The organism is Corynebacterium axilliensis, assembly GCF_046097495.1.
Lineage (GTDB): Bacteria > Actinomycetota > Actinomycetes > Mycobacteriales > Mycobacteriaceae > Corynebacterium.
Window position 1 is genome coordinate 1,952,245 of record NZ_CP175768.1, and the last position, 20,659, is coordinate 1,972,903.

General features: G+C 58.9%; 27 protein-coding genes, 1 tRNA gene and 2 pseudogenes. 12 read left to right on the forward strand and 18 right to left on the reverse strand.

The window, feature by feature from the left end:
- Window positions 1–34 precede the first annotated feature (34 nt).
- From ACKFR8_RS09390 to ACKFR8_RS09405, 4 genes are read left to right on the forward strand one after another with little or no spacing between them, the layout of a single operon-like run.
- The gene (locus tag ACKFR8_RS09390; RefSeq protein ID WP_408929890.1) at window positions 35–457 is read left to right on the forward strand and encodes a hypothetical protein; all 423 of its coding nucleotides are present in this window, start codon (window positions 35–37) and stop codon (window positions 455–457) included.
- Window positions 458–477: 20 nt separating this feature from the next.
- Window positions 478–1,365, forward strand: a complete 888-nt coding sequence (locus ACKFR8_RS09395) for a hypothetical protein (RefSeq protein WP_296133169.1) — start codon at window positions 478–480, stop codon at window positions 1,363–1,365.
- Between the two features lie 41 nt (window positions 1,366–1,406).
- On the forward strand, window positions 1,407–1,796 hold the full coding sequence (locus ACKFR8_RS09400) for a GtrA family protein (RefSeq protein ID WP_366780489.1): 390 nt from the start codon (window positions 1,407–1,409) through the stop codon (window positions 1,794–1,796).
- A 9-nt stretch (window positions 1,797–1,805) separates the two neighbouring features.
- Window positions 1,806–2,264, forward strand: coding sequence for a GtrA family protein (locus ACKFR8_RS09405; protein WP_296133173.1), 459 nt, complete (start codon window positions 1,806–1,808; stop codon window positions 2,262–2,264).
- Between the two features lie 3 nt (window positions 2,265–2,267).
- On the opposite strand, the gene ACKFR8_RS09410 is transcribed toward ACKFR8_RS09405, so the two are convergent.
- From ACKFR8_RS09410 to ACKFR8_RS09430, 5 genes are all read right to left on the reverse strand, one after another.
- Window positions 2,268–3,173 carry a galactofuranosyltransferase GlfT1 gene (locus ACKFR8_RS09410; protein WP_408929891.1) on the reverse strand — a complete coding sequence of 302 codons (906 nt, stop codon included), beginning with the start codon at window positions 3,171–3,173 and terminating at the stop codon, window positions 2,268–2,270.
- A gap of 61 nt (window positions 3,174–3,234) precedes the next feature.
- Window positions 3,235–3,732 (reverse strand): hypothetical protein, encoded by a 498-nt coding sequence (locus tag ACKFR8_RS09415; RefSeq protein ID WP_408929892.1) that lies wholly within the window; start codon window positions 3,730–3,732, stop codon window positions 3,235–3,237.
- 231 nt (window positions 3,733–3,963) lie between these two features.
- Window positions 3,964–4,323, reverse strand: a complete 360-nt coding sequence (locus ACKFR8_RS09420) for a hypothetical protein (protein ID WP_408929893.1) — start codon at window positions 4,321–4,323, stop codon at window positions 3,964–3,966.
- Window positions 4,324–4,655: 332 nt separating this feature from the next.
- Window positions 4,656–5,453 (reverse strand): galactan export ABC transporter ATP-binding subunit Wzt/RfbE, encoded by a 798-nt coding sequence (locus ACKFR8_RS09425; RefSeq protein ID WP_408929894.1) that lies wholly within the window; start codon window positions 5,451–5,453, stop codon window positions 4,656–4,658.
- 13 nt (window positions 5,454–5,466) lie between these two features.
- Window positions 5,467–6,318 carry a galactan export ABC transporter permease subunit Wzm/RfbD gene (locus ACKFR8_RS09430; RefSeq protein WP_408931010.1) on the reverse strand — a complete coding sequence of 284 codons (852 nt, stop codon included), beginning with the start codon at window positions 6,316–6,318 and terminating at the stop codon, window positions 5,467–5,469.
- A gap of 195 nt (window positions 6,319–6,513) precedes the next feature.
- On the opposite strand from ACKFR8_RS09430, the gene ACKFR8_RS09435 reads away from it, so the two are divergent.
- A complete protein-coding gene (locus ACKFR8_RS09435) occupies window positions 6,514–7,725 on the forward strand; it encodes an aminotransferase class V-fold PLP-dependent enzyme (protein ID WP_408929895.1) in 1,212 nt (403 codons plus the stop codon).
- Between the two features lie 10 nt (window positions 7,726–7,735).
- On the opposite strand, the gene ACKFR8_RS09440 is transcribed toward ACKFR8_RS09435, so the two are convergent.
- Together ACKFR8_RS09440 and ACKFR8_RS09445 are read right to left on the reverse strand one after the other, a co-directional pair.
- A complete protein-coding gene (locus ACKFR8_RS09440; protein ID WP_408929896.1) occupies window positions 7,736–8,692 on the reverse strand; it encodes an NAD(P)H-quinone oxidoreductase in 957 nt (318 codons plus the stop codon).
- Window positions 8,693–8,705: 13 nt separating this feature from the next.
- On the reverse strand, window positions 8,706–9,602 hold the full coding sequence (locus ACKFR8_RS09445; protein ID WP_408929897.1) for an NAD(P)/FAD-dependent oxidoreductase: 897 nt from the start codon (window positions 9,600–9,602) through the stop codon (window positions 8,706–8,708).
- Window positions 9,603–9,771: 169 nt separating this feature from the next.
- Here ACKFR8_RS09445 and ACKFR8_RS09450 point away from each other — a divergent pair.
- Window positions 9,772–9,859, forward strand: a tRNA-Ser gene (locus ACKFR8_RS09450).
- A gap of 22 nt (window positions 9,860–9,881) precedes the next feature.
- On the opposite strand, the gene ACKFR8_RS09455 is transcribed toward ACKFR8_RS09450, so the two are convergent.
- Window positions 9,882–10,157 (reverse strand): hypothetical protein, encoded by a 276-nt coding sequence (locus tag ACKFR8_RS09455; protein ID WP_306507770.1) that lies wholly within the window; start codon window positions 10,155–10,157, stop codon window positions 9,882–9,884.
- A gap of 101 nt (window positions 10,158–10,258) precedes the next feature.
- Here ACKFR8_RS09455 and ACKFR8_RS09460 point away from each other — a divergent pair, with 101 nt between their 5' ends.
- Both ACKFR8_RS09460 and ACKFR8_RS09465 read left to right on the forward strand, forming a co-directional pair.
- The gene (locus ACKFR8_RS09460; protein ID WP_306507771.1) at window positions 10,259–10,510 is read left to right on the forward strand and encodes a type II toxin-antitoxin system Phd/YefM family antitoxin; all 252 of its coding nucleotides are present in this window, start codon (window positions 10,259–10,261) and stop codon (window positions 10,508–10,510) included.
- A complete protein-coding gene (locus ACKFR8_RS09465) occupies window positions 10,511–10,765 on the forward strand; it encodes a Txe/YoeB family addiction module toxin (protein ID WP_306507772.1) in 255 nt (84 codons plus the stop codon).
- Here the strand turns inward: ACKFR8_RS09465 and ACKFR8_RS09470 are convergent.
- The 3 genes from ACKFR8_RS09470 to ACKFR8_RS09480 all read right to left on the reverse strand — a co-directional run bounded on the left by ACKFR8_RS09470 (window position 10,734) and on the right by ACKFR8_RS09480 (window position 12,831).
- Window positions 10,734–11,501, reverse strand: a complete 768-nt coding sequence (locus ACKFR8_RS09470) for an NAD-dependent deacylase (RefSeq protein ID WP_306507773.1) — start codon at window positions 11,499–11,501, stop codon at window positions 10,734–10,736. The genes ACKFR8_RS09465 and ACKFR8_RS09470 overlap by 32 nt on opposite strands.
- Window positions 11,502–11,505: 4 nt before the next feature.
- Window positions 11,506–12,237 carry a DUF1648 domain-containing protein gene (locus ACKFR8_RS09475; RefSeq protein WP_306507774.1) on the reverse strand — a complete coding sequence of 244 codons (732 nt, stop codon included), beginning with the start codon at window positions 12,235–12,237 and terminating at the stop codon, window positions 11,506–11,508.
- Between the two features lie 474 nt (window positions 12,238–12,711).
- Window positions 12,712–12,831, reverse strand: a complete 120-nt coding sequence (locus tag ACKFR8_RS09480; protein ID WP_373692287.1) for a rhodanese-like domain-containing protein — start codon at window positions 12,829–12,831, stop codon at window positions 12,712–12,714.
- 248 nt (window positions 12,832–13,079) lie between these two features.
- On the opposite strand from ACKFR8_RS09480, the gene ACKFR8_RS09485 reads away from it, so the two are divergent.
- On the forward strand, window positions 13,080–13,394 hold the full coding sequence (locus tag ACKFR8_RS09485) for a DUF4288 domain-containing protein (RefSeq protein WP_042528787.1): 315 nt from the start codon (window positions 13,080–13,082) through the stop codon (window positions 13,392–13,394).
- Here the strand turns inward: ACKFR8_RS09485 and ACKFR8_RS09490 are convergent.
- Both ACKFR8_RS09490 and ACKFR8_RS09495 read right to left on the reverse strand, forming a co-directional pair.
- Window positions 13,391–13,591, reverse strand: a pseudogene (locus ACKFR8_RS09490) (type II toxin-antitoxin system RelE family toxin); the annotation flags it as partial. The gene ACKFR8_RS09485 and the pseudogene ACKFR8_RS09490 overlap by 4 nt on opposite strands.
- Window positions 13,592–13,637: 46 nt before the next feature.
- Window positions 13,638–14,720 carry a ThiF family adenylyltransferase gene (locus tag ACKFR8_RS09495; protein WP_408929898.1) on the reverse strand — a complete coding sequence of 361 codons (1,083 nt, stop codon included), beginning with the start codon at window positions 14,718–14,720 and terminating at the stop codon, window positions 13,638–13,640.
- A 197-nt stretch (window positions 14,721–14,917) separates the two neighbouring features.
- On the opposite strand from ACKFR8_RS09495, the pseudogene ACKFR8_RS09500 reads away from it, so the two are divergent.
- From ACKFR8_RS09500 to ACKFR8_RS09510, 3 genes and pseudogenes are all read left to right on the forward strand, one after another.
- Window positions 14,918–15,154 (forward strand): annotated as a pseudogene (locus ACKFR8_RS09500) (integrase core domain-containing protein); the annotation flags it as partial.
- 100 nt (window positions 15,155–15,254) lie between these two features.
- Complete coding sequence (locus tag ACKFR8_RS09505; RefSeq protein ID WP_408929899.1) at window positions 15,255–15,638, forward strand: recombinase family protein; 384 nt, start codon at window positions 15,255–15,257, stop codon at window positions 15,636–15,638.
- A gap of 177 nt (window positions 15,639–15,815) precedes the next feature.
- Window positions 15,816–17,471, forward strand: a complete 1,656-nt coding sequence (locus ACKFR8_RS09510; RefSeq protein WP_408929900.1) for an LGFP repeat-containing protein — start codon at window positions 15,816–15,818, stop codon at window positions 17,469–17,471.
- Window positions 17,472–18,180: 709 nt separating this feature from the next.
- On the opposite strand, the gene ACKFR8_RS09515 is transcribed toward ACKFR8_RS09510, so the two are convergent.
- From ACKFR8_RS09515 to ACKFR8_RS09535, 5 genes are all read right to left on the reverse strand, one after another.
- Window positions 18,181–18,546, reverse strand: coding sequence for an integrase core domain-containing protein (locus ACKFR8_RS09515; RefSeq protein WP_408929901.1), 366 nt, complete (start codon window positions 18,544–18,546; stop codon window positions 18,181–18,183).
- Window positions 18,547–18,778: 232 nt separating this feature from the next.
- Window positions 18,779–18,973 carry a transposase gene (locus ACKFR8_RS09520; protein ID WP_408929902.1) on the reverse strand — a complete coding sequence of 65 codons (195 nt, stop codon included), beginning with the start codon at window positions 18,971–18,973 and terminating at the stop codon, window positions 18,779–18,781.
- Between the two features lie 317 nt (window positions 18,974–19,290).
- On the reverse strand, window positions 19,291–19,683 hold the full coding sequence (locus tag ACKFR8_RS09525) for a hypothetical protein (RefSeq protein ID WP_408929903.1): 393 nt from the start codon (window positions 19,681–19,683) through the stop codon (window positions 19,291–19,293).
- Window positions 19,684–19,686: 3 nt separating this feature from the next.
- Entirely contained in the window at window positions 19,687–19,881 is a 195-nt protein-coding gene (locus tag ACKFR8_RS09530; protein ID WP_408929904.1) for a toxin HicA, read from the reverse strand.
- A 179-nt stretch (window positions 19,882–20,060) separates the two neighbouring features.
- A complete protein-coding gene (locus ACKFR8_RS09535) occupies window positions 20,061–20,378 on the reverse strand; it encodes a recombinase family protein (protein WP_408931011.1) in 318 nt (105 codons plus the stop codon).
- Window positions 20,379–20,659 lie beyond the last annotated feature (281 nt).

Here is a 20,659-nt window from a genome sequence, read left to right on the forward strand (position 1 = left end):
ACGGTAGCCTACCGCCCGCCTAGAGTGGGGCGGTATGACTTCTCCCAAGACTGATAATTACGCGTTGGATGACACCCTGGCTGGCCGCATCACTCAAGCTGCGGCAGTGGGAATCATGACCGCGTTTCCGGACTGGATTAAGAACAAGACCGCGCTGGTCTTCACCTACATCTTCTCCTCCTTGGGCTTCGGTGCACTCGTGGCCGTGACCAACGCCCAGAGCCACGAGGACCGTCCCGAGCCGGAGCTGCCCGATACCCCGGCATGGGCCATCCCGGTGGCCGCCGGAATCCTGGTGCTGGGCGGCTGGCTGACCATCAAGACCGAGCAGGGCGTCGTGGGCTTCATCCGCCGCCGCGGCGTGTCCAAGCCGTGGACCGTATGGGGCTCCATCAGCGCGGCCCTTACCTTCGTGCTGAGTGAGCTGGAGGCGCGCGAGAACGCCGCCCGCAGCTAAAAATGCGTATGGTGGGGCCCATGAGCTCAAAGGTCACAGATCTGGCGCAGGTACGCGCCGCACGTGACCGTGCTTCCCAGCCCCCTGCCCGCACGCTGCTGTGCCAGGTATCCAACGTCCGCGCCGAGGCGGAGGTGCACCGCCAGATCGGATTCAGCGACGCGTTGACGTTTAGCCAGCTCCACCATGTTCTCGAAGTGTGCTTCGGGCTGCCGGAGGAGTCCTCACCGTGGCACTTTTTTGAGCATCATGATGCCCGCGGTCAGCGCATCGATCCCGCCCACCCAGTGCGGGAGTTCCTTCGCCGCGAAGGCGCGCAGATTGATTACGCCTGGGGGCTGTGGGACTTCGAGGTCATCGTCGTAGAGACCTATCCGCGCGATAGCGGCACGCCAGAGGCCCTGTGTGTGGGCGGCTCTGGGTCTTTTCAGACTCCGTTCGATCTCACCGCCGTCAACGCGGAGCTCACCGGCCAAGAGACCATCGATGAGGTCCTTGACCTCGTCGTTCCGCCCGTGCGCGCGTTGATTGAGCGCACGAAGCTGTATGACTTCGTCCCCCTGCTGCAGGCCCTTGACCTGCACCGCGAGGTCGCCGTGGGCGCCGATATTCTCGGCGCCCTGCGCACCCTCCCGCGGGAGGTCACCACCGAGGGGCAGGACGCCTTTTGGTCCATGGCGCTGGCCCTGTCCTGCATGGGCGGCGAAGAGCTCACGGACTCCGTGGCGGAAGCCGCCATGGCCGCGCTGGGCTGGGTGGATGATGCCGGGTCAGATAGGACCGGCGCGGACATTCGTGAGCTGTGCGGGGCGTCCCTCAGCGTGCTGGCGTCCATAGGGGCCTACGGGGCTGACGCCGCCGCGCCGGTGGACCGCTTGGACATTTACCGCGCCCTTGTGCGCAGGTAGAGTATTTCGGCGTGACTGAATCTTCCCCTGCCTCGTCCACCTTGCGGACACAGCTCGTGCGTTTCGTGTCAGTAGGCGTATTCACCGCGGCCATTGACTATGGCCTGACCCTATTGCTCACCTACCTAGGCCTGCACCGCTCCCTGGCCAAGGCTATCGGCTGGGTCTTCGGCACCATCGCCGCATACGTCGCCAACGCGCGCTGGACCTTCGGCGCGCAGATGTCCGGGCGCACCGCCGGGGCCGTGGGCATGCTGTACCTGTCTACCTTTGCCGTCCAGAACTTCCTGTACTGGGTGCTCAACGCCCCGCTCATCCACATGGGCTTTGAGGGCGCTGTCAAGGACACCATCGCCTTTGTCATCGCGCAGGGTGTGGCCACGGTGACAAACTTCGCCATTCAGCGCGCCTTCATTTTCAAGGGAAAGTAGACTCCCAACATGCCCAGCCGCGCCGAACGCTTGTCCCAGTCGAACTCCCTGCATGCGCAGGGAGCCAAGTTCGCGATCACGGGTGCCATCTCCGCGGTAGTGGATGCTAGCGTCACGTGGCTGTTCCAGATCGGCCTGGATCTCTTCGGCGACGTAACCTCTCGGACCATAGGTTTCGTTGCGGGTACCCTCCTGGCTTACCTGCTCAACCGCAGGTGGACCTTTAACGCGAATGCCTCGAAGCGCCGCTTAGCCGCCGTCATCGCTACCTATGCCATGACGTACGTGATCAACATCGTGCTGTACCGCTGGGCGTTCCCCTTCTTTGATCACGACCTTGACTGGCCTTCGTCGTGGGCCCTGGCGGTCGCTTTCATTATTGCGCAGGGCACGGCGGCCGTTATCAATTTCTTTGTGCAGCGCTGGGTCATCTTCCGCAGCACCCGCAAATCTTTTGAGGTGAACTAGCTTCTAGGGGCGGCGGAAGTCTTCCTTGCGCCCGCGGTTGTGCAGGCGCAGCCACTCTAGGAAGCCCTGCACGTCGTGCTGCTGGACCAGGAAGAACCAGCCGAAGCGCGCGAATTCCTGCGGCAGGAGCTTGCGCATGCCGCGCTGCCACAGCAGGTAGCCGCGGTTGCGGTAGGTAAAGAAGCGCTTGAACTCGCCTTCTGGGTATTGCGTGTGCATCTTGCCGCCCAGGATCGGCTTGAACTCGTCGGAGCCGTCCGGGTGCAAGTAGCTCGTGGTCAGCGCAGTGCCGAAATTGAGCCCTGAGTTGACCAGGCGGCGGTGGTATTCCACCTCATCCCCGCGGATGAACAGGCGATAGTCCGGCACGCCGATGATCTCCATGGCCTCAGCAGAGATAAGCGCGCCGTTAAACAGGCTAGCGATTCCCGGTAGGAAGTCGCCCTCCAGCTCATCCATGCGCCTACGCCACACCAGGCCCTGGCGCAGCGGGAAGGCCAGGCGACCGGGCTCATCAATGTTGCACACGGCGGGGGAGACCTCGTGCAGGCCATTGCTTTCCGCCACGCTGTAGAGCTCCTCCAACACCTGGTGGTCCGCCGGGCGGCCGTCATCATCCGCGCACCACACAGCGTCCGCACCCAGCGCCAGGGCAGTCAGGAAGCCGAGCGCGAATCCACCGGCGCCGCCCAGGTTGGTCTCTGAGGGGACATAGACAGCTCGCTCTCCGGCGAGCTCCTGCAGGAGATCCTCCACGGCTTCTTCAGCACCGTTGTCCACCACGATGACCCACTGCACCGGGTGGGTTTGGTTCACCACCTGCTCCAAGGAGGCGCGCAGAAGCTCCACGCGCTGGTGGGTGACGATTACGGCGGCCGTGGTTCCGGCCTGGGACAGGGTGGCAGTCATGCGCTCTATTGTGCCACCCCGTGCGGGCGGCCTAGGGACGTGACATGAACCTGTTGCAGAGTTAGGCGTTGACGCCCGGAATCTTGATAAAGCCGGAGTTCACGCCGTTGACCACAGCGGCAATGAGGCCGAGCACAACTGCAGCGATGGAGGTACCAGCGAGGATCTCAGCGGTGGTACCCACCGGGTATTCCTTGGCAGTGTCATTCTTCAGGGAAGACATGGCGAAGTCCTTGACGGAGCCAGCGGTCTCAAGGTCCTTCTGGAAATCCTTGACGGAGCTCTTCTCCTTCTCCTGGCCTTCCTTGCCGGAGTCGTTGCTTGACCCGCTCTTCTCATCCTTGCTGCTGGCGCTTTCAATGCCCTTCTCAATGCCGTAATCGACGGAGGATGCGAAGCCGTCGCCGCCGATAAGCTCCTTGCCACCCTGCTTGAGGATGTAGGCGAATACCTCAGCCTCGGAGACCTCCGAGGAGCCCCTCTCAGCGGCAGTAGCAGGTGCAACGGACAGGGACAGTGCGGTGGCGGCTGCCACGGCAGCAGCGGTGAAGCGCTTCATGAAGGATTCCCCTTGAGAGATGAGAAGAGACGAACCGGTGGCTCGTGCAATGGATTGAAAGTGAATCTACCCCACTCCGCATGCTCCGGAAGCAGAATCACAATCTTGGCCGCGTACCAGTGGGGCAAGCAGAAGACGCAGCGACGAGAACACAACCCAGGAAAGCAAAAAGCTCCAGCCCTACACGGACTGGAGCTAAGGAGCTAAAGCTACAAGCTTTAGGCGCTCAGACTAGAACGGGAGGGAAACGCCCTGGATGTAGCCGTTCTGAACTGCGGTGTATGCAGCGCCGAGGACGGCAGCGGCGATGCCAACGCCCCAGAGGATGTCAGCCGTGGTACCGACCTTGTACTCCTGCTTCTTGTCGTTCTTGTAGGAGGAACCGTAGATGTCAGCCCAAGCATTGGAAGAGCTTTCGTTCCCGCTGGAAAGCTTCGCGCTTCCCTTAGCGGATTCCCAGTGCGGTCCGGAGACGACCTCCTTGACAAAGCCGTCAACAATATGCTCGCCCGGCTGTGCAGCAGAGGCAACACCAGTGGACAGGGACAGGGCAGTAGCAGCGGCAACAACGCCAGCGGCGAAACGCTTCATGAGAGAGCTCCTTAGAAGAAGGGATTAGGCCTGTGTTTCAGGTTCCAAATTAGATTAGGAAACTTCAGTGGAAAGTGGAAGTGGAATGGGACTTTTACCCCATAATGTGGTGCTGTGCGCTGGGGGTATGGTCTCATTGGCCGATGAATCTTAAAGGTAATTCGGATTCGCAGCCAGAGATAAGGAGAAGAATAGGGCGATACCTTACGGGCCTCGATCTTCGGTTGCTGCCTATCCCAGGAGAAACCTAGCCAGTAGGGGACTGTGGAATGCGAAGTTTCCGTGAAAACCAGCGGATTTTCGCACCTTTTCACGGAAAGTAAGCGACGGGCCTAGAGGTTCTCCTCATTCTCGAAGCGCTTGCGCAGGTCCTTAACGTATTCGCCCACCTCGGGGCCCTCGTACTGGCCCACGACCTCGGAGACTTCCCCCACGGAGCGAATCTGGCCGTGGTCGATCCACAGGGCGGTATCGCACAGCTGCGCCAGGAAGTCGTTGGAGTGGGAGGCAAAGACGAGGATGCCGGAGCGCTTCACTAGCTCCTGCAGTCGCACGCGGGCCTTGGCCATGAAGGCGGCGTCGACGGCGCCAATGCCTTCGTCGAGAAGCAGGATCTCCGGCTCAATGGAGGTCACCACGCCCAGGGCTAGGCGCACGCGCATACCGGTGGAGTAGGTGCGCAGTGGCATGGCCAGGTAGTCACCCAGCTCGGAGAACTCCGCAATCTCATCCATCTTGGCCTTCATCTGCTTGATGGTCTGGCCCAGGAAGAGGCCGCGGATGATGATGTTGTCGTAGCCGGAGACCTCTGGGTCCATGCCCACGCCTAAGTCGAAGACGGGGGCCACGCGGCCGCGGACGTCGGAGGAGCCGCGGGTGGGCTCGTAGATACCGGACAAGAGGCGTAGCAGCGTGGACTTGCCGGCGCCGTTGTGGCCCACCAGGCCCACGCGGTCGCCCTCCCGCAGGTGCAGGTTGATGTCCTTGAGGGCCTCAACCACCACGGTCTTATCCGCGTTCTGGCCAATGGCGCCGCCGGCGGAGGAGAGCACGGCCTTCTTCAGCGAGCGGGACTTGGCATCAAAGATGGGAAAGTCCACGCAGGCGTTGTACGTATCAATGGAAACCATGGACAAACCTTTCTTAGACCCAGTAGGAGACGCGGAAGCGCCACTGCTTCATGGCAAGGCCAGCGATGAGGAGGCCGGCGACGGTGCAGCCGATGACGATGAGCCAGTGGTAGGCCGGCACGTGCACGCCGATGAGCGGGCCGCGGACAATCTCCATGTAGTGATACAGCGGGTTGAGCTCCGCAATGCGGGCGCGGCTGGCCACGGCCTCGCCCTGGTCCTTAAGCGTCGAGGTCATCCACACAATTGGAGTGACGTAGAACAGCAGCTGGGTCAGTGCCTCCAGCAGCGGGGCAACGTCACGGAAACGAGTGGCGATGATGCCGAAGAACATGGCCACCCACACGCCGTTGACCAGCAGGAGGGCCAGTGCCGGGATACATAGGAAGAACTCCCAGCCCAAGTGGCGCGGGAAGATAAGAATGAGCAGCAGCCAAATGATGAGGTTGTGGCCCAAGAACAGGGTCTGCCGCCACACCAGGCGGTAGACGTGCACCGAGAGCGGCGCCGGTAGCTGCTTAATCAGGCCCTCGTTATCAATGAAGACCGTCGAGCCTTCCTTGATGGCACCCGAGATGAAGTTCCACATAATAAGGCCCACGGTGACGTGGGGCAGGAACGTTGCCACCGGGATCTGGAAGAGCATGGAGTACAACAGGCCCAAGGCCGCAGCCATGACGCCGGTGGCGATGGTGATCCAGAAAGGGCCCAGCACCGAGCGGCGGTAGCGCTGCTTGATGTCCTGGATACCCAGCTTGAACCACAGCTCGCGCTGGCGAGCGCCTTGCATCAGGTCGGCGAAGGCCGCCGACATGGTCATAGACCGCGAGGCCGGCTCCTCGCCGGGTGCAGGTGCGGTGGTCATGCGGGCGACGTCGTCACGCAGGTTTTTCTTGTCTTGCACGACAATCACCCTAGCGCCTGGGTCCGGCAAACACCTAGACACACGCCCACCACCTGCGAAAACATCGACGAGCTGGGGAAATCTTGGGTTAGGAAAGATTTACGTGGAGAGTATAGAGTAGGGAGGCGTTCACACGATTTGAGAAAGGGGTGCAGCATGACGCAGCAGTATGACGTCGCCAGCGTGCGCGGTCTCTACACTGGCCTGTCCGATGGCTGGACCTACCTCAACGCCCATTCCGCACCGCAGATTGCGGAGCGCGTGGCCTCCGGCGTGGCTCGCTCCTTCCGTACCTCCGCCACGGTGAAGCCGCAGGAGGAGACCGCGGGTGCGCACTCTGCCCGCCGCGCGCCGGGCGAGCTGTTGGCGGATGACATGTATTCTTCCGCGCGCCGCGCGGTTGCTGATCTCACGGGTGCGACAGCGGATCGCGTTATCCTCGGCCCGTCCCTGCCGGTGCTGTATCAGTCGCTGGCCGCCGCGCTGCGCCCGCTGTTGCGCCGCCAGTCCTCGGTGGTGCTCTCCCGCTTCGATCCCCCGGAGCTCTCCGGCGCGTTCGCACACCTCAACGCGGACATTCGCTGGGCGCAGCCGGATTTGGGCACGGGCGAGTTGCCGGCGTTCCAGTACGCCGAGTTGGTCGATGGTTCCACCCGTTTCGTCGCCTTCCCCGCCGCGCACGAGCTGCTGGGCACGGTCACGCCGACGGCGGACATTATTGATGCGGTCCATGAGCGTTCCCGAGCCTGGGCGCTTGTCGACGTCTCCTCGATCACCCCTTACCGCCGCATCGAATTCGACTCTGTGGGCGCGGATATCCTTGGCGTGGATCTAGGCAAACTGGGCGGGCCGCAGCTGGCGGCGCTGGTCTTCCGCGATACCGCGATGTTCCGCCGCCTCGATGACCTCGTGGTGGGCCCGGTCTCGCCGGGCCTAGCAGGTGGCGTGGGGCCGCTGGCGGATCACCTCGCTGCCCTGGCTGGCGGGGAGCGCGGTTCCCGCCGCGTGCGCCTGGGGCGCTCGCTCGACGCGCTGTCGTCCTACATGGAGGAGCTCTGCGGTGATCTCTATAGCCTGCTGGGCACCCTGCCGGCAGTCCACATCTTGGGCGTAACGGGCGAGGCGGCTGCCGATGCCTCCGATGACCGTCTCCCGCGCCTGACCTTCGCCGTGCGTGACGTACCCGCGGACGTGATTCACCGCCGCCTCTTCGACAACGGCCTAGTCACCACTACCGCGCCGCACACGCCGCTGCTCACCGAGATGGGCGTGGACGAGGTCGGTGGCGCCGTAACGGTCTCCCTGAGCCCGTTCAGCACCTACCACGACATCGAGCACTTGACTCGCGTCGTGGCCTCCCTGGCTTAAGGCTTAAGTTCTAGACCTCGAGGACGAGCTTGCCCGTGACCTCGCCGGAGTCGAGGGCCGTGTGAGCCTTGGCGGCATCGGCAAGCGGGTACGTGCCGTGGAGGCGGTGCTTGACGCTGCCGTCCTCCAGCCACGGCCAGACATTTTTGATGGTTTCCGCAACGATGGCGGCCTTGCCCTCCAACGAGCGGGAGCGCAGCGTGGTGCCCTGCAGGGTCAGGCGCTTGTTAAGGAGGATGGCCATGTTGAGCTCGGCCTTCGTGCCGCCTTGCATGCCAATGGTGACCATGTGGCCGCCCTTGGCCAGTGCGATGAGATTCTTCTTGAGGTACTTCGCGCCCATGATGTCGAGGATGACATCGCACTGGTTTTTCAGTTCCTCGGCGAAGTCCTGTTCGTTGTAATTGATGAGGATGTCCGCGCCGAGCTCTTTGCAGGTCTCAAGCTTCTCGTCAGAGCCGGCCGTCACAGCAACGGTGGCACCCAGTTGCTTGGCCACTTGGATGGCGAAGGTGCCGATGCCGCCAGCACCCCCGTGGATGAGGATGGTCTGCCCGTGGCTCAGCCCAGCCTCCATGGCGATGTTGGACCACACGGTGCAGGCCACTTCGATGACGGAGGCGGCCTCAGCAAAGGAATAGCCGGTGGGGATGGGCAGAAGCTGGCCCTTGGGCACGGCCACGTACTCAGCATAGCCGCCGCCAGCCAACAGTGCGCCGACCTTCGCGCCGACCTCGACGTCGGTATCTCCTGCGTCGACGACCTCGCCGGCGACCTCGAGACCGATAATCTCGGACGCACCCGGCGGTGGCGGGTAGTGCCCGCGGGCCTGGAGCAGGTCCGCGCGGTTCACGCCGGCGGCGTTGACTTTAACGAGCACTTCGCCGTCGTTAAGCTGCGGCTTCTCCACGTCCCCCAGCTGCAGCGAGCTCGGGTCTTCCGGATTGGTCTGAATGATGGCTTTCATGCCACTACCGTACTTAAATCCAATCATCCTCGACGAGGAAAGCATTGACCGCGATGGCGGCGGCGTTGGCCTCGCCCATCGCAACCGCCACCTGTGCCGGCGGGTTAACCACGTTGCCTACCGCCCAAACGCGCGGGTGACTGGTGGCACCGGCGAGGCCCGTTTTGATCAGGCTGCCGCCCATGCCCGACGGCGGACTGTGGCGCTCAAGGTCGAGGTCAGCGAGGAACTCATCGTGCGGGTGGGGAACAGGCATGTAGAACAGCGCGTCTACGGCGTGCTCGCTGCTTCCCAGCAGGACTTTTCCGTCCTGGAAGGCGGTGACGGGGGCGTCGACAAGCGCAATGCCCCGCCGAGCCAGGTCCGCGCGCTGCTCTTCGGTGAGCTCCCAGCCGTTGGTGAAGAAGGTGATGTCCCTAGACCACTGGCGCAGGATCGCCGCATGCTGCAGGGAGAATTCGCCGATGCAGAGCACGCCGAGCTTCTTGTCCGCGACTTCGTATCCGTGGCAGTAAGGACAGTGGAGGACTGTATCTCCCCAGTTTTCCTCTAGGCCCGGGATGTCAGGATGTACATCGTCCACGCCGCTGGCGACGATGATGGCACGGGCCGCGATGGTCTCACCGGTGCTCAACGTGGCGGTAAGTGTGCGGTCATTATCGGTGACGGACTCCACGGTGGCGTTCACGATATCTACACCGTAGCTGCGCAGCTGCTCCTTGCCGCGCTCTTGGAACTCACGTGGTGGCGTGCCTTCGAGGGCGATCACACCGTGGATTTCGCGGGCAAAGCGATTGCGAGGGGTAGAGGAATCAACAACGAGGACGCTGCGGCGCGCGCGGACCATGACTAGGGCTGCCTGAAGGCCGGCCGCACCACCGCCGATGATGAGGGTATCTACTGTCTGCATGTCCCCGAGTAAACCATGCGGGGAGCTTTTCCAATGGCTTTTCTTAAGCTTCATGCGCTTTTGGATGCTTCTCACTGGATAGCAGTGCACGGTTGGGGTGAATTCTTCTTCCCCAGGAAGGTCTAGTACTCTGAACGTGTTGCGCGCAGTGCATGCTGACGCGTGACGAGGAGGCGTGGCAGAGCGGCCGAATGCACTGGTCTTGAAAACCAGCGTGGGGAAACTCACCGCGGGTTCAAATCCCGCCGCCTCCGCCAATAGTTTTTGCTGTGATTGCCCTTAGTTCTGCCTTTTCTCTTGCGCGGCTGTAATGAAGCTCAGTATGCATCCAGCCAGCAGGAATCCGCTAATTTGCAGATGCGTGGCTGAATTTCCTCCGCCGCCAGCAACAACGAGAAAAATAGAGAAAGCAATCGCGACGAGGCAATGGATGGCCAAACGGCCATGCGCCCCGAGGCGACATTGCGGCCAGACCTTCCCGATAGCCCAGCTCACTGCTGCGAGAATGACATAAAAGACGATTCCCGCTAAGGCTCCAGGAACAAGGTAGAGCATGGGCTTATCTCCTCTGGAGGGGCGGAACAGCTGTAGAGATAAAGATAGCATTTCACAGCATTCCGGTACAGTATTGTTGTACCACACCGTGGAGGTTGGACATGTCTATTAGTGCTTCAGAAGCTCGGCGTACTCTTTTCCCTCTGATCGAGAAGGTGAATCAGGATAGGGATGCCGTAGAGATCGTTTCCCGCAATGGGAACGCTGTGTTGATGTCAGCGGACGACTATTCGGCATGGGTAGAGACTGCCTACCTTTTCCGATCCCCAGCTAATGCTCGCCGGCTATTGGAGTCGTACGAGCAAGCACGTAGCGGAAAAGCAGAAGAACACGACATCAATCTGGATGCTTAAGTGCTTTTGTCATGGACCCCGCACGCGGGGGAAGACTACCTGTACTGGCAGCGCAAAGATCGGAAAGTCCTCAAGCGGGTCAACCAGCTCTTAAAGGACATGATGCGGGACCCTTTCGAGGGAATCGGCAAACCTGAACCACTAAAATACGGGATCCCCAATGCGTGGTCACGGCGAATCACAGACGAGCACAGGATTGTCTATCTAGTAGAAGACAACGAGCTTAGGATCCTGCAGGCGCGCTATCATTACTGATTCGCCCGGCAAGAATGCGAGGCAGCGCCTCCGCTGCGGTGGCGGTGACCACCACGTTAGCGAGTGGTGAGAGGTCCGTGGGCTGCGGGGTGACTTCCACGATGGGGATGCCTCGCGCGTGGGCAATCTGTGGCAGGCCGGCAGCGGGGTAGACCACGCCGGAGGTTCCCACGATGAGCAGCGCGTCCGCGGTGGACATGCGGCGCTCAGCTTCGGCCCATTCGTCGTTGGGCAGGGCCTCACCGAACCACACCACGCCCGGGCGCACGAGCCCACCGCACACGGGGCACTCGGGTGGAGTAATCGCTTGGACCGGTTCATTCGGCAGCGCGATGTCCTCGTCATAGGGTGTATCGCAGTCGGTGCAGCGGAAGGCGAACAAGGAGCCGTGCAGGTGGACTACGTCCTGTTTTCCGGCGCGCTCGTGCAGGTTATCGATGTTTTGGGTGGTCACCGTCATGCCGCGTGCGGCAGCAATCGCGCGGTGACCGGCGTTGGGCTCGGCCCGCTGCGCCAGCTGTGCGCGCCACAGGTACCAGGCGAACATCGGCTCAGGATCGCTGCGCCATGCGCTTATCGACGCCATCGCTACCGGATCCACGTTCTCCCAGATCCCTGTCTGCGCATCGCGGTACGTGGCGATGCCGCTGTCCGCGCTCATGCCCGCACCGGTGAAAACCTCGACGTGGGTGGCATCAGAAAGAATCGAGTGTGCGCGCTCAAACAGGTGCTCCATGCATCTAGAGTACGGCGATGAGCATGCAGAACGCTATGGATGCGGCGAGAGCGATGCCCATGCGCCACAGGTAGCGCCGTCCCGGTTCGTGGGCGGTGTTGATCTGCAGCTTCGAAGGATTCGTGGAAAAGACTGTCATGCACATGGGGTCTGCGGGCTCGTTGTAGACGCCCATGCCACCGGTAAAGCGAAGCGCTTCATTGCGAATCTTTTCCGCGTGGTCGGCAGGTATGGCTTTCACGTCCTTCCGGGAGGTTAGCGTCAATCGGACGCCTTGAATCATGACGAACACGGTGAAGGCTATCCACGCGACCACAAGGAGAAAGCCTGAGAAGGGGATGTCCGGAATGACGGTGCAGACCGCGGTGAGGCACACGCAGATCGTCATGGTGAGGACTGTCTGTGCGATGAAGGAGGCGGTCTTTTCGGTGAGAAGCTCCGCGCGCTGCGCGGTGGCCTCGGAGAAAGGAAGCGTTGACTCCGCCGGAACCTGCGCTGTCTTTCGTCCCAGCGAGATCGGCGGCACGCACAACGGCAGCGCGATGGCGAATACAACGCCGATCCACACCAAAGCGGTGGCGTTGAAGAAAGACTTTGGCTCGAAGCGGTCCGGGTGGCCCGAGACATCGAAGTGGACCGGGATGGGATCGGGGACCGAGTCCCAGCGCAGCAGCATGTACACCAGCGTGAGAGCACACACGATAGCGGTGGCGACGTAATAGTGGCGGATCCTCATGGCAGTGAGCTTACAAAGGGGGTGGCTGGTTGGGGGCGTAGCATTAGTCGCTCCCGCACATGGTTCCAGTCATAAGGTTCGCTTGGGGGCAAGTAAACCATCTGCACCTAGGTAGATGGTTCGTTTGGGTGCAAACAAACCATCTGACTAGAACCTTGTGAAGGGAACCTTTTGTGAAATCGGGAGGGCGTCCGGATGCTCGGTGTCTGAATAGTCGCTGAAGGGAGCTGCAAATGGTCCCTTCAAATTGGTCTCTCTACTTTAGTCCTTTCACTGAGCAAAAGGACCATTTGGGCGCAGAAAACTGGCTGTAAAAGGTCCCTTTGCGGTGAGTAGGGGCCAGAGTACGGGGACCAAACTAAAGGGACCATGTGGCCGGGGTGATGTCGAGAAGGCGGAGCCGCCGGCTGAGGGTTAGAGAATGTCGCGGCGCGCGGTAGAGGCCTCGGCCTCGAGCTCGGAAATGTGTTTTTGTCAGGCGGTGATGCCGCCGCGCAGCGAGTAGACGTTGCTGAAGCCGCGGGCGCGCAGGGCGTCGACTGCTTGCGCGGAGTAGAAGACGGTGACACCTGCAGCGGTAGTGCTATGGCGCACATCAGGGCCGTTGCGTTGAGGAAAGACTTCGGATCGAAGCGGTCGGGATGGGACCTGGGACCGAGTCCCAGCGCAGCAATTTTACCCCGGCGTGAGCGCATACACAGCGGTGGCGACGTGATACTGGCGGGTCCGCATGGCGGTGAGCTTTCAAGGCGACCGGCTGAGTTTTCCGCGTTACATGGTCTGGGTGAGCAGGTAGAGTCGAGTTCAAGCTGACGAAGAACCGGAAAGGACAGTAGCCGGCAATGGAACCTTATGTTGGAATTGTCGTGATGGAGCTTGCTAAAAAGTCCAGTTCATCTGCCCAAAGCTTCTTCCGCGAGGACTTTTATATTGTGTATGCGGAGTCGGACGAGAAGGCTCGAGAACGCGTTGAAGCGATGGCGAACGAGCAGGCTGATGGTGAGGACGTGAAGGTACGGCACATCGTGGACGTCGCGCCAGCCCTCTATGGTTATGTAGATCGCGATTGTGATCTCTACTCGCGGCACTTTGCGAACCTAGAGGACTACGAGCGTTTCGAGATGAAGCTCGGCGGAACCGACCCGTTGGCTGATTAATCGTAGACTTCGCGTCGGTGACCTAAGTCAACAACGGTGACTGTGACTGTGTTTTCGTATATTGCCGCGATAACGCGGTAGTCCCCGACTCGCCAGCGCCACAGACCGGATTTATCCCCCACGAGACCCTTGCCGCGCGAGCGCGGGTCTTCGAGTTCTGCCACTTCGCGAAGAAACCTGCTGACTCTCTTCTGCGTTGGTTTGTCTAACTTTCAGAAGGCTTTCGCACCGCGCGGCGTGAAGCTAATCTTCCACGCCACATTCAGCCTCTAGTTCTTCAAGAGAAATGGTCTCCAGATCGCCTCGGTGGGCGGCCGCGGCCTCGGCCTCGAGCTCGGAAATGTGTTCTTGCCAGGCGTCGATGCCGCCGCGCAGCGAGTAGACGTTGCTGAAGCCGCGGGCGCGCAGGGCCTCGACGGCCCGGGCGGAGCGCAGGCCGCTGGCGCAGTAGAGGACGGCGAGGTCGGCGGGGTCGATGGGCGGATTGTGGCCGGCGAGGATGTCATCGAGCGGAAGATGCTGCGAGCCGGGGATAAGCGAGGTGGCGCGCTCGGGGGCGGTGCGGACGTCGATAAGCGTGGCGTCCTCAGGGATCTCGCGGACGTCGGTTGGGTTATCGGGGCGCGCCGGGTTGGCGCCGTTCGCGCGCACGGGGATGTACTCCCAGGTACCGGCGAGGGAATCGTAGTAGCCCAGCGTGCCGATGAGCGGGGAGCCGATGCCTGTGAGGAGCTTGAGAGCCTCCACCGCTAGGGCGGAGCCGGCCACGCCGACGACCGGTCCCAGCACGCCGGCCTGTGAGCAGGAGGGTACCTGTGGATTGGTAGGGAAGAGGTCCTCGTAGACAGGGCCGTGGCCGGAGTGGAAGACGGTGAGCTGCGCGTCGTAGCCCAGAAGGGAGGCCCACACGTGCGGAATGCCCAGCTCATGGGCGGCCCAGGAGGCCAGGTGGCGGGAGTAGAAGTTATCGGTGCCGTCGATGATGAGGTCAGCGCCGCGCAGTTGCGCCAGGGCGGTATCAGGCGTGAGGCGCGAGAATTGCTCGACGGTGCACTCCGGGTTGAGGGCGTTCAAGGCCGCGGCGGCGGATTCGGTTTTGGGCTGGCCCACGGTTGCTGTGGTGTGGATGACCTGGCGGTGCAGGTTGGAGAGGGAAACGGTGTCGTCATCGAAAAGCAGGATGCGCCCCACGCCGGCGCCTGCTAGGTAGAGCAGGGCAGGCGAGCCCAAGCCGCCGGCACCGATGACAGCGACGGTGGAAGAGCGAAGCCGCTGCTGGATTTCAGCTCCCCACAGGGTTTCTTGGCGTGTGTAGCGTGAACTCATTCTGAAGTGCTCCGAGTTTTCCTAAGCTTTGTCTTGGTTCCCATTTATTCCTTATGAGGCCCACTCGATCGTTGCGATTTCTACCTCCACAACATCATCCTATCTACGAGTATGAATGAGTACATTCTTGTAGGAACCGGGTTGTGTCCTTTTAGTGTGGTGTATCTGTAGCCCGCGGTAAGCCTTGTGCCGAGCTGGGCATCCGGCACAAGCGCACTCGGCCGTATCGGCCGCAGACCAACTGCAAGATCGAGCGGTTCCACCGCACTCTGGGTGATGGTTGGGCTTACGCCCGCTGCTATACGTCTGAGGCCGAACACCGAGGCGAGCTGGATGGTTGGTTGCACTACTACAACCAGCATCGGACTCACACGGACTGCGGGAACCAACCACCCTTCTCACGATTGATCAACGTCCCCGGTCAGTACAGCTAGCGCGGGGAGCACGGTGGCCCATCCGACGGGCTCTATCCATCCGGCGGCTCATTCGTCTACCCACCGGTCAGGGTTAGACGGAGCATTGAACTAACTGCGCGTGGGGGATCAACTCATTGTGGTGAGCATGGACAGGCTTGCCCGCTCGCTTATCGACCTCCACCGCCTGGTCGATGAATCCACCGAACGCGGAGTATCCGTCAAGTTCCTCAAGGAGGGACAGACCTATTCATTAGATTCCAGTCCGGTGGCCAGGCTCATGCTCGGCCTATTCGGGTCTGTGGCGGAGTTTGAACGCGCGATTATTCGCGAGCGCCAAGCCGAAGGCATCGCGAAAGCCAAAGCCCGCGGCGTCTACAAGGGACGCGCCAAAGTCCTCAACGAGGAACAAATAATGCAGGCGGGCGAGTGGGTAAGCGAGGGGATTTCGAAAGTAGAGGTTGCCCGCAGCCTCGGCATTGGGCGCACCACGCTGTATAAGTAACTCAACCGGTAAGGCCTGACGCACCCTGCTATGCCTATTGCTATAGGTATTGCTATACCACTAACTATTTGCGTTGCTACTGTTTTATCTCTACATATTCTGTAAAAACTCTGAACAGTGTGTAGCGTATCGCTATAGAAGTTTTCTCCCTTTCCCAAACTCTCTTAAGGACGTTCGATGAAAGCTCTCTCGCGAAAATTGCTGGCTTTTGCCTCAGCAAGCCTATTAATTAGCGTTGGCCCCGGTACTGCAATAGCTCAATCATTTTCTGGATTGCCAGCCAGCGATGATGCTCAAACAGCGATGGAAGAATCCGAGTCGCTTAATTCTGCAAATGATTTTGATTCCACTGTTGATGGTGGTGAAACCACACAACAAACAGTTGATAGGCCGTTTGCTCAATGGGGAATTGCAACCCCTCCGGGCGCAGAGGGTTATGAGGTGAACCAAGCCACGACCGAAGAACTTAACCCACAAGGGCTAAACGAATGGCATCCAACCCCTAATCCGAACAAAGAGATTATCCCCGGACAAATGCGCTCTGACCGGGAAGAAATCCCCGCTGACGTGGATAAATCCGAGGCGGATAAAGCAGAGATCCGTGAAGCACAGCTCGCAGATCCTGACACCCCTACTTTGAATGCTCGCCCCGGATGTGGAGTCTATTGGCCACTTGAGTTTGAAGTATGCGGATTAATCAAAGAAAAATACGACAGCATCGGTGGCCCCAAGAGTTTTCTCAACTTGCCCAAATCTAACGAACTGACCAATCCAGATGGAGTGGGAAAACGCTCCGAATTCGTTAACGGCTATATCTACTGGCACCCCAAGACAGGAGCCCACACGGTAAGCCTTCCCGTATCCCTTGTCTGGGAGCGCCATGGCTGGGAGAAAGGATTCCTCGGCTATCCCACTACCAGCGATATTCCCCAGGGGAACGCCTGGTACAAGCAAGATTTCCAAGGCGGTCACGTCTATACCCACAATTTCCTCCCCCCTTCGCAGGCCAGCATCCAAGGTGCCATCTACGACAAATGGCAATCCATGGGCGCCCAAAATAGTGAACTCGGCTACCCCATCAGCGATGAACTAACCACCCCAGACGGAATCGGACGCTACAACGTCTTCGAACACGGAATGATCTACTGGACACCACAACACGGAGCGCACCCAGTGAGCGGAACATTTTTAGTTCAATACGCCGAGAAGGGGTTCGAAAAGGGACCTTTGGGATACCCCACAGGAGATCCGGTTGCGCAAGATAGCTTCTGGAAAGAGCAAGCATTCGTAGGAGGAAAATTGACAGGAGTGACTAAAATATCCAAAGATCTCTACTGGCCAATTTCCGGACCGCCTATTGATTCTCCTGTTCTCCAGAAATCAGATTCAGAAAAAGACGAGGTGGCAGCCGAAAACTATGCGTCCCGAGTTCTTCCATGCATTAGCTACGAGCTCTCATCAAGCACGAATCTAGCCGCGTGGCGAGTTCCTGGAAAAGGGGTAGTACTCCTAGACTGCGGACGATTCCGCACGCATATGGTCCCCAATCCAGAAGCTACAGGCAAAGCGGGACATTTTAAAAATTATCCTCCAACCAGGAAAGAATGGTACGACTTCTTGGGATGCGCCTCATATACCTTCCAAGCGGAAGATTTTGATCGAGCACACTCTGGAAACTGGGGTAGACAAAGAGGAAATACTTATAGTGGCGTCTCTAGTGTCATGATTGCCCGCAATGAAACCAATGCTTTTGTTACAGGATGGGCAGGAAAAGATGAATATTCTGCAGAGTGGGCAGGGTGCGTCAAAAATCTTCCGCTTTCCTGGCAGTAGAGGTAGGGATTATGTCTCCTCAGAAAATTTTCCTTCGTCCAGAACAAGGGCATCCGAGTTCTTTGTGGCCTTCCAAAGGATTGATCACTGCTGAAGAGAACAAAAGAGCGTTCTGTCTTCCTGAGGACATAGGAATTAAACCCGTTTTAGGAGAAGAGATACTTGAATGGACAAGCGAATTTCAGCAAAATTTTCTCGATAGTCCCGATAGCTTTCACCAACGTCCTCGCTGGAAAGACCAATTCAATAGGTTCCAGTGGTACGACACTGGTTGGAACATCACGTACGCATTAAGAAAATTTTTTCCATCAGTACAGATAGTCCCCCAGTTCTCCCAATTCGTTTTGTCCGTCAATGAACGAAGAGAGAATTTCGGAAAGGAACCCCTTTGCCTTCCTGGAGAAAACCTCGTAGGCCACGTAGACATAAGGAGCTTCAGTGGAAGTGTCTAAAAGGGAGCCACATATAAATAGTCCTTGCTTCGGTTGAACAAAAGTTATAAAGCATCGATTTTGTCCACCAAGGCCAAATTCAACGGTTGCTTCCGTTAGCGTGGTATACGAGTGAGTTCCTGTGATGGGCCCCGAGGACAAATAGGGCGACCATCATGGGTACCTTTCGAATCGACTTCTACCTATCCTTGACAGGACGACACCGATTATTAGGCTGTGTCAAGTTTTGTGGACGGGGAGACTCGTTAATTTAGTGTTTATGCCGCTTGGGCGGCTGGTGTTTCTGGGTTGAGGAAGCGGTTCATGGACTGGGCAGGTACCTGTCCGGTCGCGGTGTGGATCCGCTGCCGGTTGTAGTACGTCTCAATCCATTCACCGACTCGCATACGAGCTTCAAGCTTGGTGGGAAACTGCTTGATTTTGTACATCAGATGCAGCTTCAACGTCGAAAAGAATGACTCCGCCACCGCGTTATCCCAGCACACGCCGACCTCACCGACGGAGAGTCGAAGATCAATAGAAGCCGCGTACTCAGCGAATCTCGCCGTGGTGTACTGACTGCCGCGGTCCACGTGGAAAATCGCATTACCAGCAACAAAGCCCGCGGGGACTGCTGCCGGCATAGGGGCGGCTACGGCGATGCTTCCAGGCGTAGTAGCCGGCTCGGGAGACTTCCAGAACCCTGGTCATCATCGTTACCGTGTAGCGTGGTTTAGCCGCGCCTCTTTGTCGAAATGCTCGATGACTTTAAAGATGTCGTCTTCTAGTGCTCTCTGGCGAAGAAGGCGGCCGCTTTTTTAAAAACTCGTTTTCAATCTCCAATTCGCGGACTCGTTTGGCCAGCTCATTCGGGTCTTATGAGTCGGGATCTGCTTTGCGCATGTGTGAGCCGGATCCGGTGCCTTCGGTGCCCTGGGCCGTGGTGCCCCAGCGGCCCAGAGCAGAGGCGGATACCTCGTACTCTGCAACGACTTCGGCGCGGGACTTGCCCAGCACCAGTACGGCGTCTACGCACTGCTGCCTGAACTGATCGGAATAAGCGCTAGGCATAATGACCATTCTTCATGTTGAGAGTTTCTCCATCAACAAGAATCCTGACACCTCAATCAACCCCGGACCGCACCCTAGCACCGCCCCTGACACTGTCCTCGATTCAGAAAGCACAGATACACCAATTCCGAGGACTTGACCAACCCCAAGTTATCCACAGGGGTTAACCTGCACGTTTACCTATTTTACCTGGTCGCTTGTAACTATGTCCCTGTAGATCTATACCAAGGGTGATCGGTCAAATTAAAGTTGGATACCGTCCTTACAATCGAAAGGGCTCCCGCCTCACTATCGTTCGTTGGGCTGCCCGCACATACTTAGGCAGTGCTGGTTTCCTCTTTGAGTATTTGCCCCACCCTGCCGTAGGTGATACCGAGAAGGTAGGCAATATCGCGGTAGTTGTACCCACTATCCGCTAGCCGCCGAGCATGTTGCGACATATTGGCAAGCTCGTGAGCTTCACGCTCGCGGATGGCGGCAAGTTGTTCGCGGATAGCTTGAGCTTGTTGCTCTACTTCACCAACAAGGTCAAGATGAACTATAGCTGTTTCGGGCGAATCGGTAAGCTCCGGGAAAAGGGCGAGAGCGTCACGGATTTCTTCTTGAATCTGGTCAAGACGACGCGCCTGAACGATAACGCCAGGGTCTTCAACAAGTTGGGCAACCCACCAGTTCTCGCCGCGCTCAACACAGGCAGTAAACGTATTCATGTCCTACTGTTCCATTCCGATTTGCTTGTAGATTTTACGAGCCATGAGATTGTCAATCTCCTTGTGGCGCCCCACGGTGGTGTACTTCTCGCCAACCCAGATTCGAGTATGGTTACCGCCCTCTTTTATCTTGAGCGTTTGACCTGTTCTTTTTGCAAAGTCGGCGATGTTTTTAAGAATGTCTTTCCGCTTGGTCACAACGATAGTATAGCAAACTAAACGATTTCAAGTATAGTCCTCTATACTTACTGCCGATCGGACTGACTAACTCCGGCTACTGCCGGTGGAGATAAAACAGTAGCAACGCAAATAGTTAGTGGTATAGCAATACCTATAGCAATAGGCATAGCAGGGTGCGTCAGGCCTTACCGGTTGAGTTACTTATACAGCGTGGTGCGCCCAATGCCGAGGCTGCGGGCAACCTCTACTTTCGAAATCCCCTCGCTTACCCACTCGCCCGCCTGCATTATTTGTTCCTCGTTGAGGACTTTGGCGCGTCCCTTGTAGACGCCGCGGGCTTTGGCTTTCGCGATGCCTTCGGCTTGGCGCTCGCGAATAATCGCGCGTTCAAACTCCGCCACAGACCCGAATAGGCCGAGCATGAGCCTGGCCACCGGACTGGAATCTAATGAATAGGTCTGTCCCTCCTTGAGGAACTTGACGGATACTCCGCGTTCGGTGGATTCATCGACCAGGCGGTGGGGTTGCTACCGGAACATTTGCAGAGCCTCAAGGAGAAGCTGGAGGAGTTATAGCTTATGGCCTGCATGTCAAGTGTGCGGGGACTGGATTTCTTCCTTTAAGTGCAAGGATTCGATTTCAATAAGAGCATCTTGGATTTGCCTACGAAACTGTAGATGATGAGACTCCCCCAGTACGCGGTATTGGGGGGCATTTTCATGCCAACTGCATAGTATCTCTGAGTGCTTTAGTGTCCAGAGGCTTATCTACATGTCAGAGGTTTATCTCTACGGTA

Excerpts from the sequence above, each read along its gene's own strand:
- ACKFR8_RS09390 (WP_408929890.1), top strand. The coding sequence starts at position 35 with ATGACTTCTCCCAAGACTGATAATTACGCGTTGGATGACACCCTGGCT.
- ACKFR8_RS09395 (WP_296133169.1), top strand. The coding sequence starts at position 478 with ATGAGCTCAAAGGTCACAGATCTGGCGCAGGTACGCGCCGCACGTGAC.
- ACKFR8_RS09405 (WP_296133173.1), top strand. The coding sequence starts at position 1,806 with ATGCCCAGCCGCGCCGAACGCTTGTCCCAGTCGAACTCCCTGCATGCG.
- ACKFR8_RS09410 (WP_408929891.1), bottom strand. The coding sequence starts at position 3,173 with ATGACTGCCACCCTGTCCCAGGCCGGAACCACGGCCGCCGTAATCGTC.
- ACKFR8_RS09415 (WP_408929892.1), bottom strand. The coding sequence starts at position 3,732 with ATGAAGCGCTTCACCGCTGCTGCCGTGGCAGCCGCCACCGCACTGTCC.
- ACKFR8_RS09420 (WP_408929893.1), bottom strand. The coding sequence starts at position 4,323 with ATGAAGCGTTTCGCCGCTGGCGTTGTTGCCGCTGCTACTGCCCTGTCC.
- ACKFR8_RS09425 (WP_408929894.1), bottom strand. The coding sequence starts at position 5,453 with ATGGTTTCCATTGATACGTACAACGCCTGCGTGGACTTTCCCATCTTT.
- ACKFR8_RS09430 (WP_408931010.1), bottom strand. The coding sequence starts at position 6,318 with ATGACCACCGCACCTGCACCCGGCGAGGAGCCGGCCTCGCGGTCTATG.
- ACKFR8_RS09435 (WP_408929895.1), top strand. The coding sequence starts at position 6,514 with ATGACGCAGCAGTATGACGTCGCCAGCGTGCGCGGTCTCTACACTGGC.
- ACKFR8_RS09440 (WP_408929896.1), bottom strand. The coding sequence starts at position 8,692 with ATGAAAGCCATCATTCAGACCAATCCGGAAGACCCGAGCTCGCTGCAG.
- ACKFR8_RS09445 (WP_408929897.1), bottom strand. The coding sequence starts at position 9,602 with ATGCAGACAGTAGATACCCTCATCATCGGCGGTGGTGCGGCCGGCCTT.
- ACKFR8_RS09455 (WP_306507770.1), bottom strand. The coding sequence starts at position 10,157 with ATGCTCTACCTTGTTCCTGGAGCCTTAGCGGGAATCGTCTTTTATGTC.
- ACKFR8_RS09460 (WP_306507771.1), top strand. The coding sequence starts at position 10,259 with ATGTCTATTAGTGCTTCAGAAGCTCGGCGTACTCTTTTCCCTCTGATC.
- ACKFR8_RS09470 (WP_306507773.1), bottom strand. The coding sequence starts at position 11,501 with ATGGAGCACCTGTTTGAGCGCGCACACTCGATTCTTTCTGATGCCACC.
- ACKFR8_RS09475 (WP_306507774.1), bottom strand. The coding sequence starts at position 12,237 with ATGAGGATCCGCCACTATTACGTCGCCACCGCTATCGTGTGTGCTCTC.
- ACKFR8_RS09485 (WP_042528787.1), top strand. The coding sequence starts at position 13,080 with ATGGAACCTTATGTTGGAATTGTCGTGATGGAGCTTGCTAAAAAGTCC.
- ACKFR8_RS09495 (WP_408929898.1), bottom strand. The coding sequence starts at position 14,720 with ATGAGTTCACGCTACACACGCCAAGAAACCCTGTGGGGAGCTGAAATC.
- ACKFR8_RS09510 (WP_408929900.1), top strand. The coding sequence starts at position 15,816 with ATGAAAGCTCTCTCGCGAAAATTGCTGGCTTTTGCCTCAGCAAGCCTA.
- ACKFR8_RS09515 (WP_408929901.1), bottom strand. The coding sequence starts at position 18,546 with ATGCCGGCAGCAGTCCCCGCGGGCTTTGTTGCTGGTAATGCGATTTTC.
- ACKFR8_RS09520 (WP_408929902.1), bottom strand. The coding sequence starts at position 18,973 with ATGCCTAGCGCTTATTCCGATCAGTTCAGGCAGCAGTGCGTAGACGCC.
- ACKFR8_RS09525 (WP_408929903.1), bottom strand. The coding sequence starts at position 19,683 with ATGAATACGTTTACTGCCTGTGTTGAGCGCGGCGAGAACTGGTGGGTT.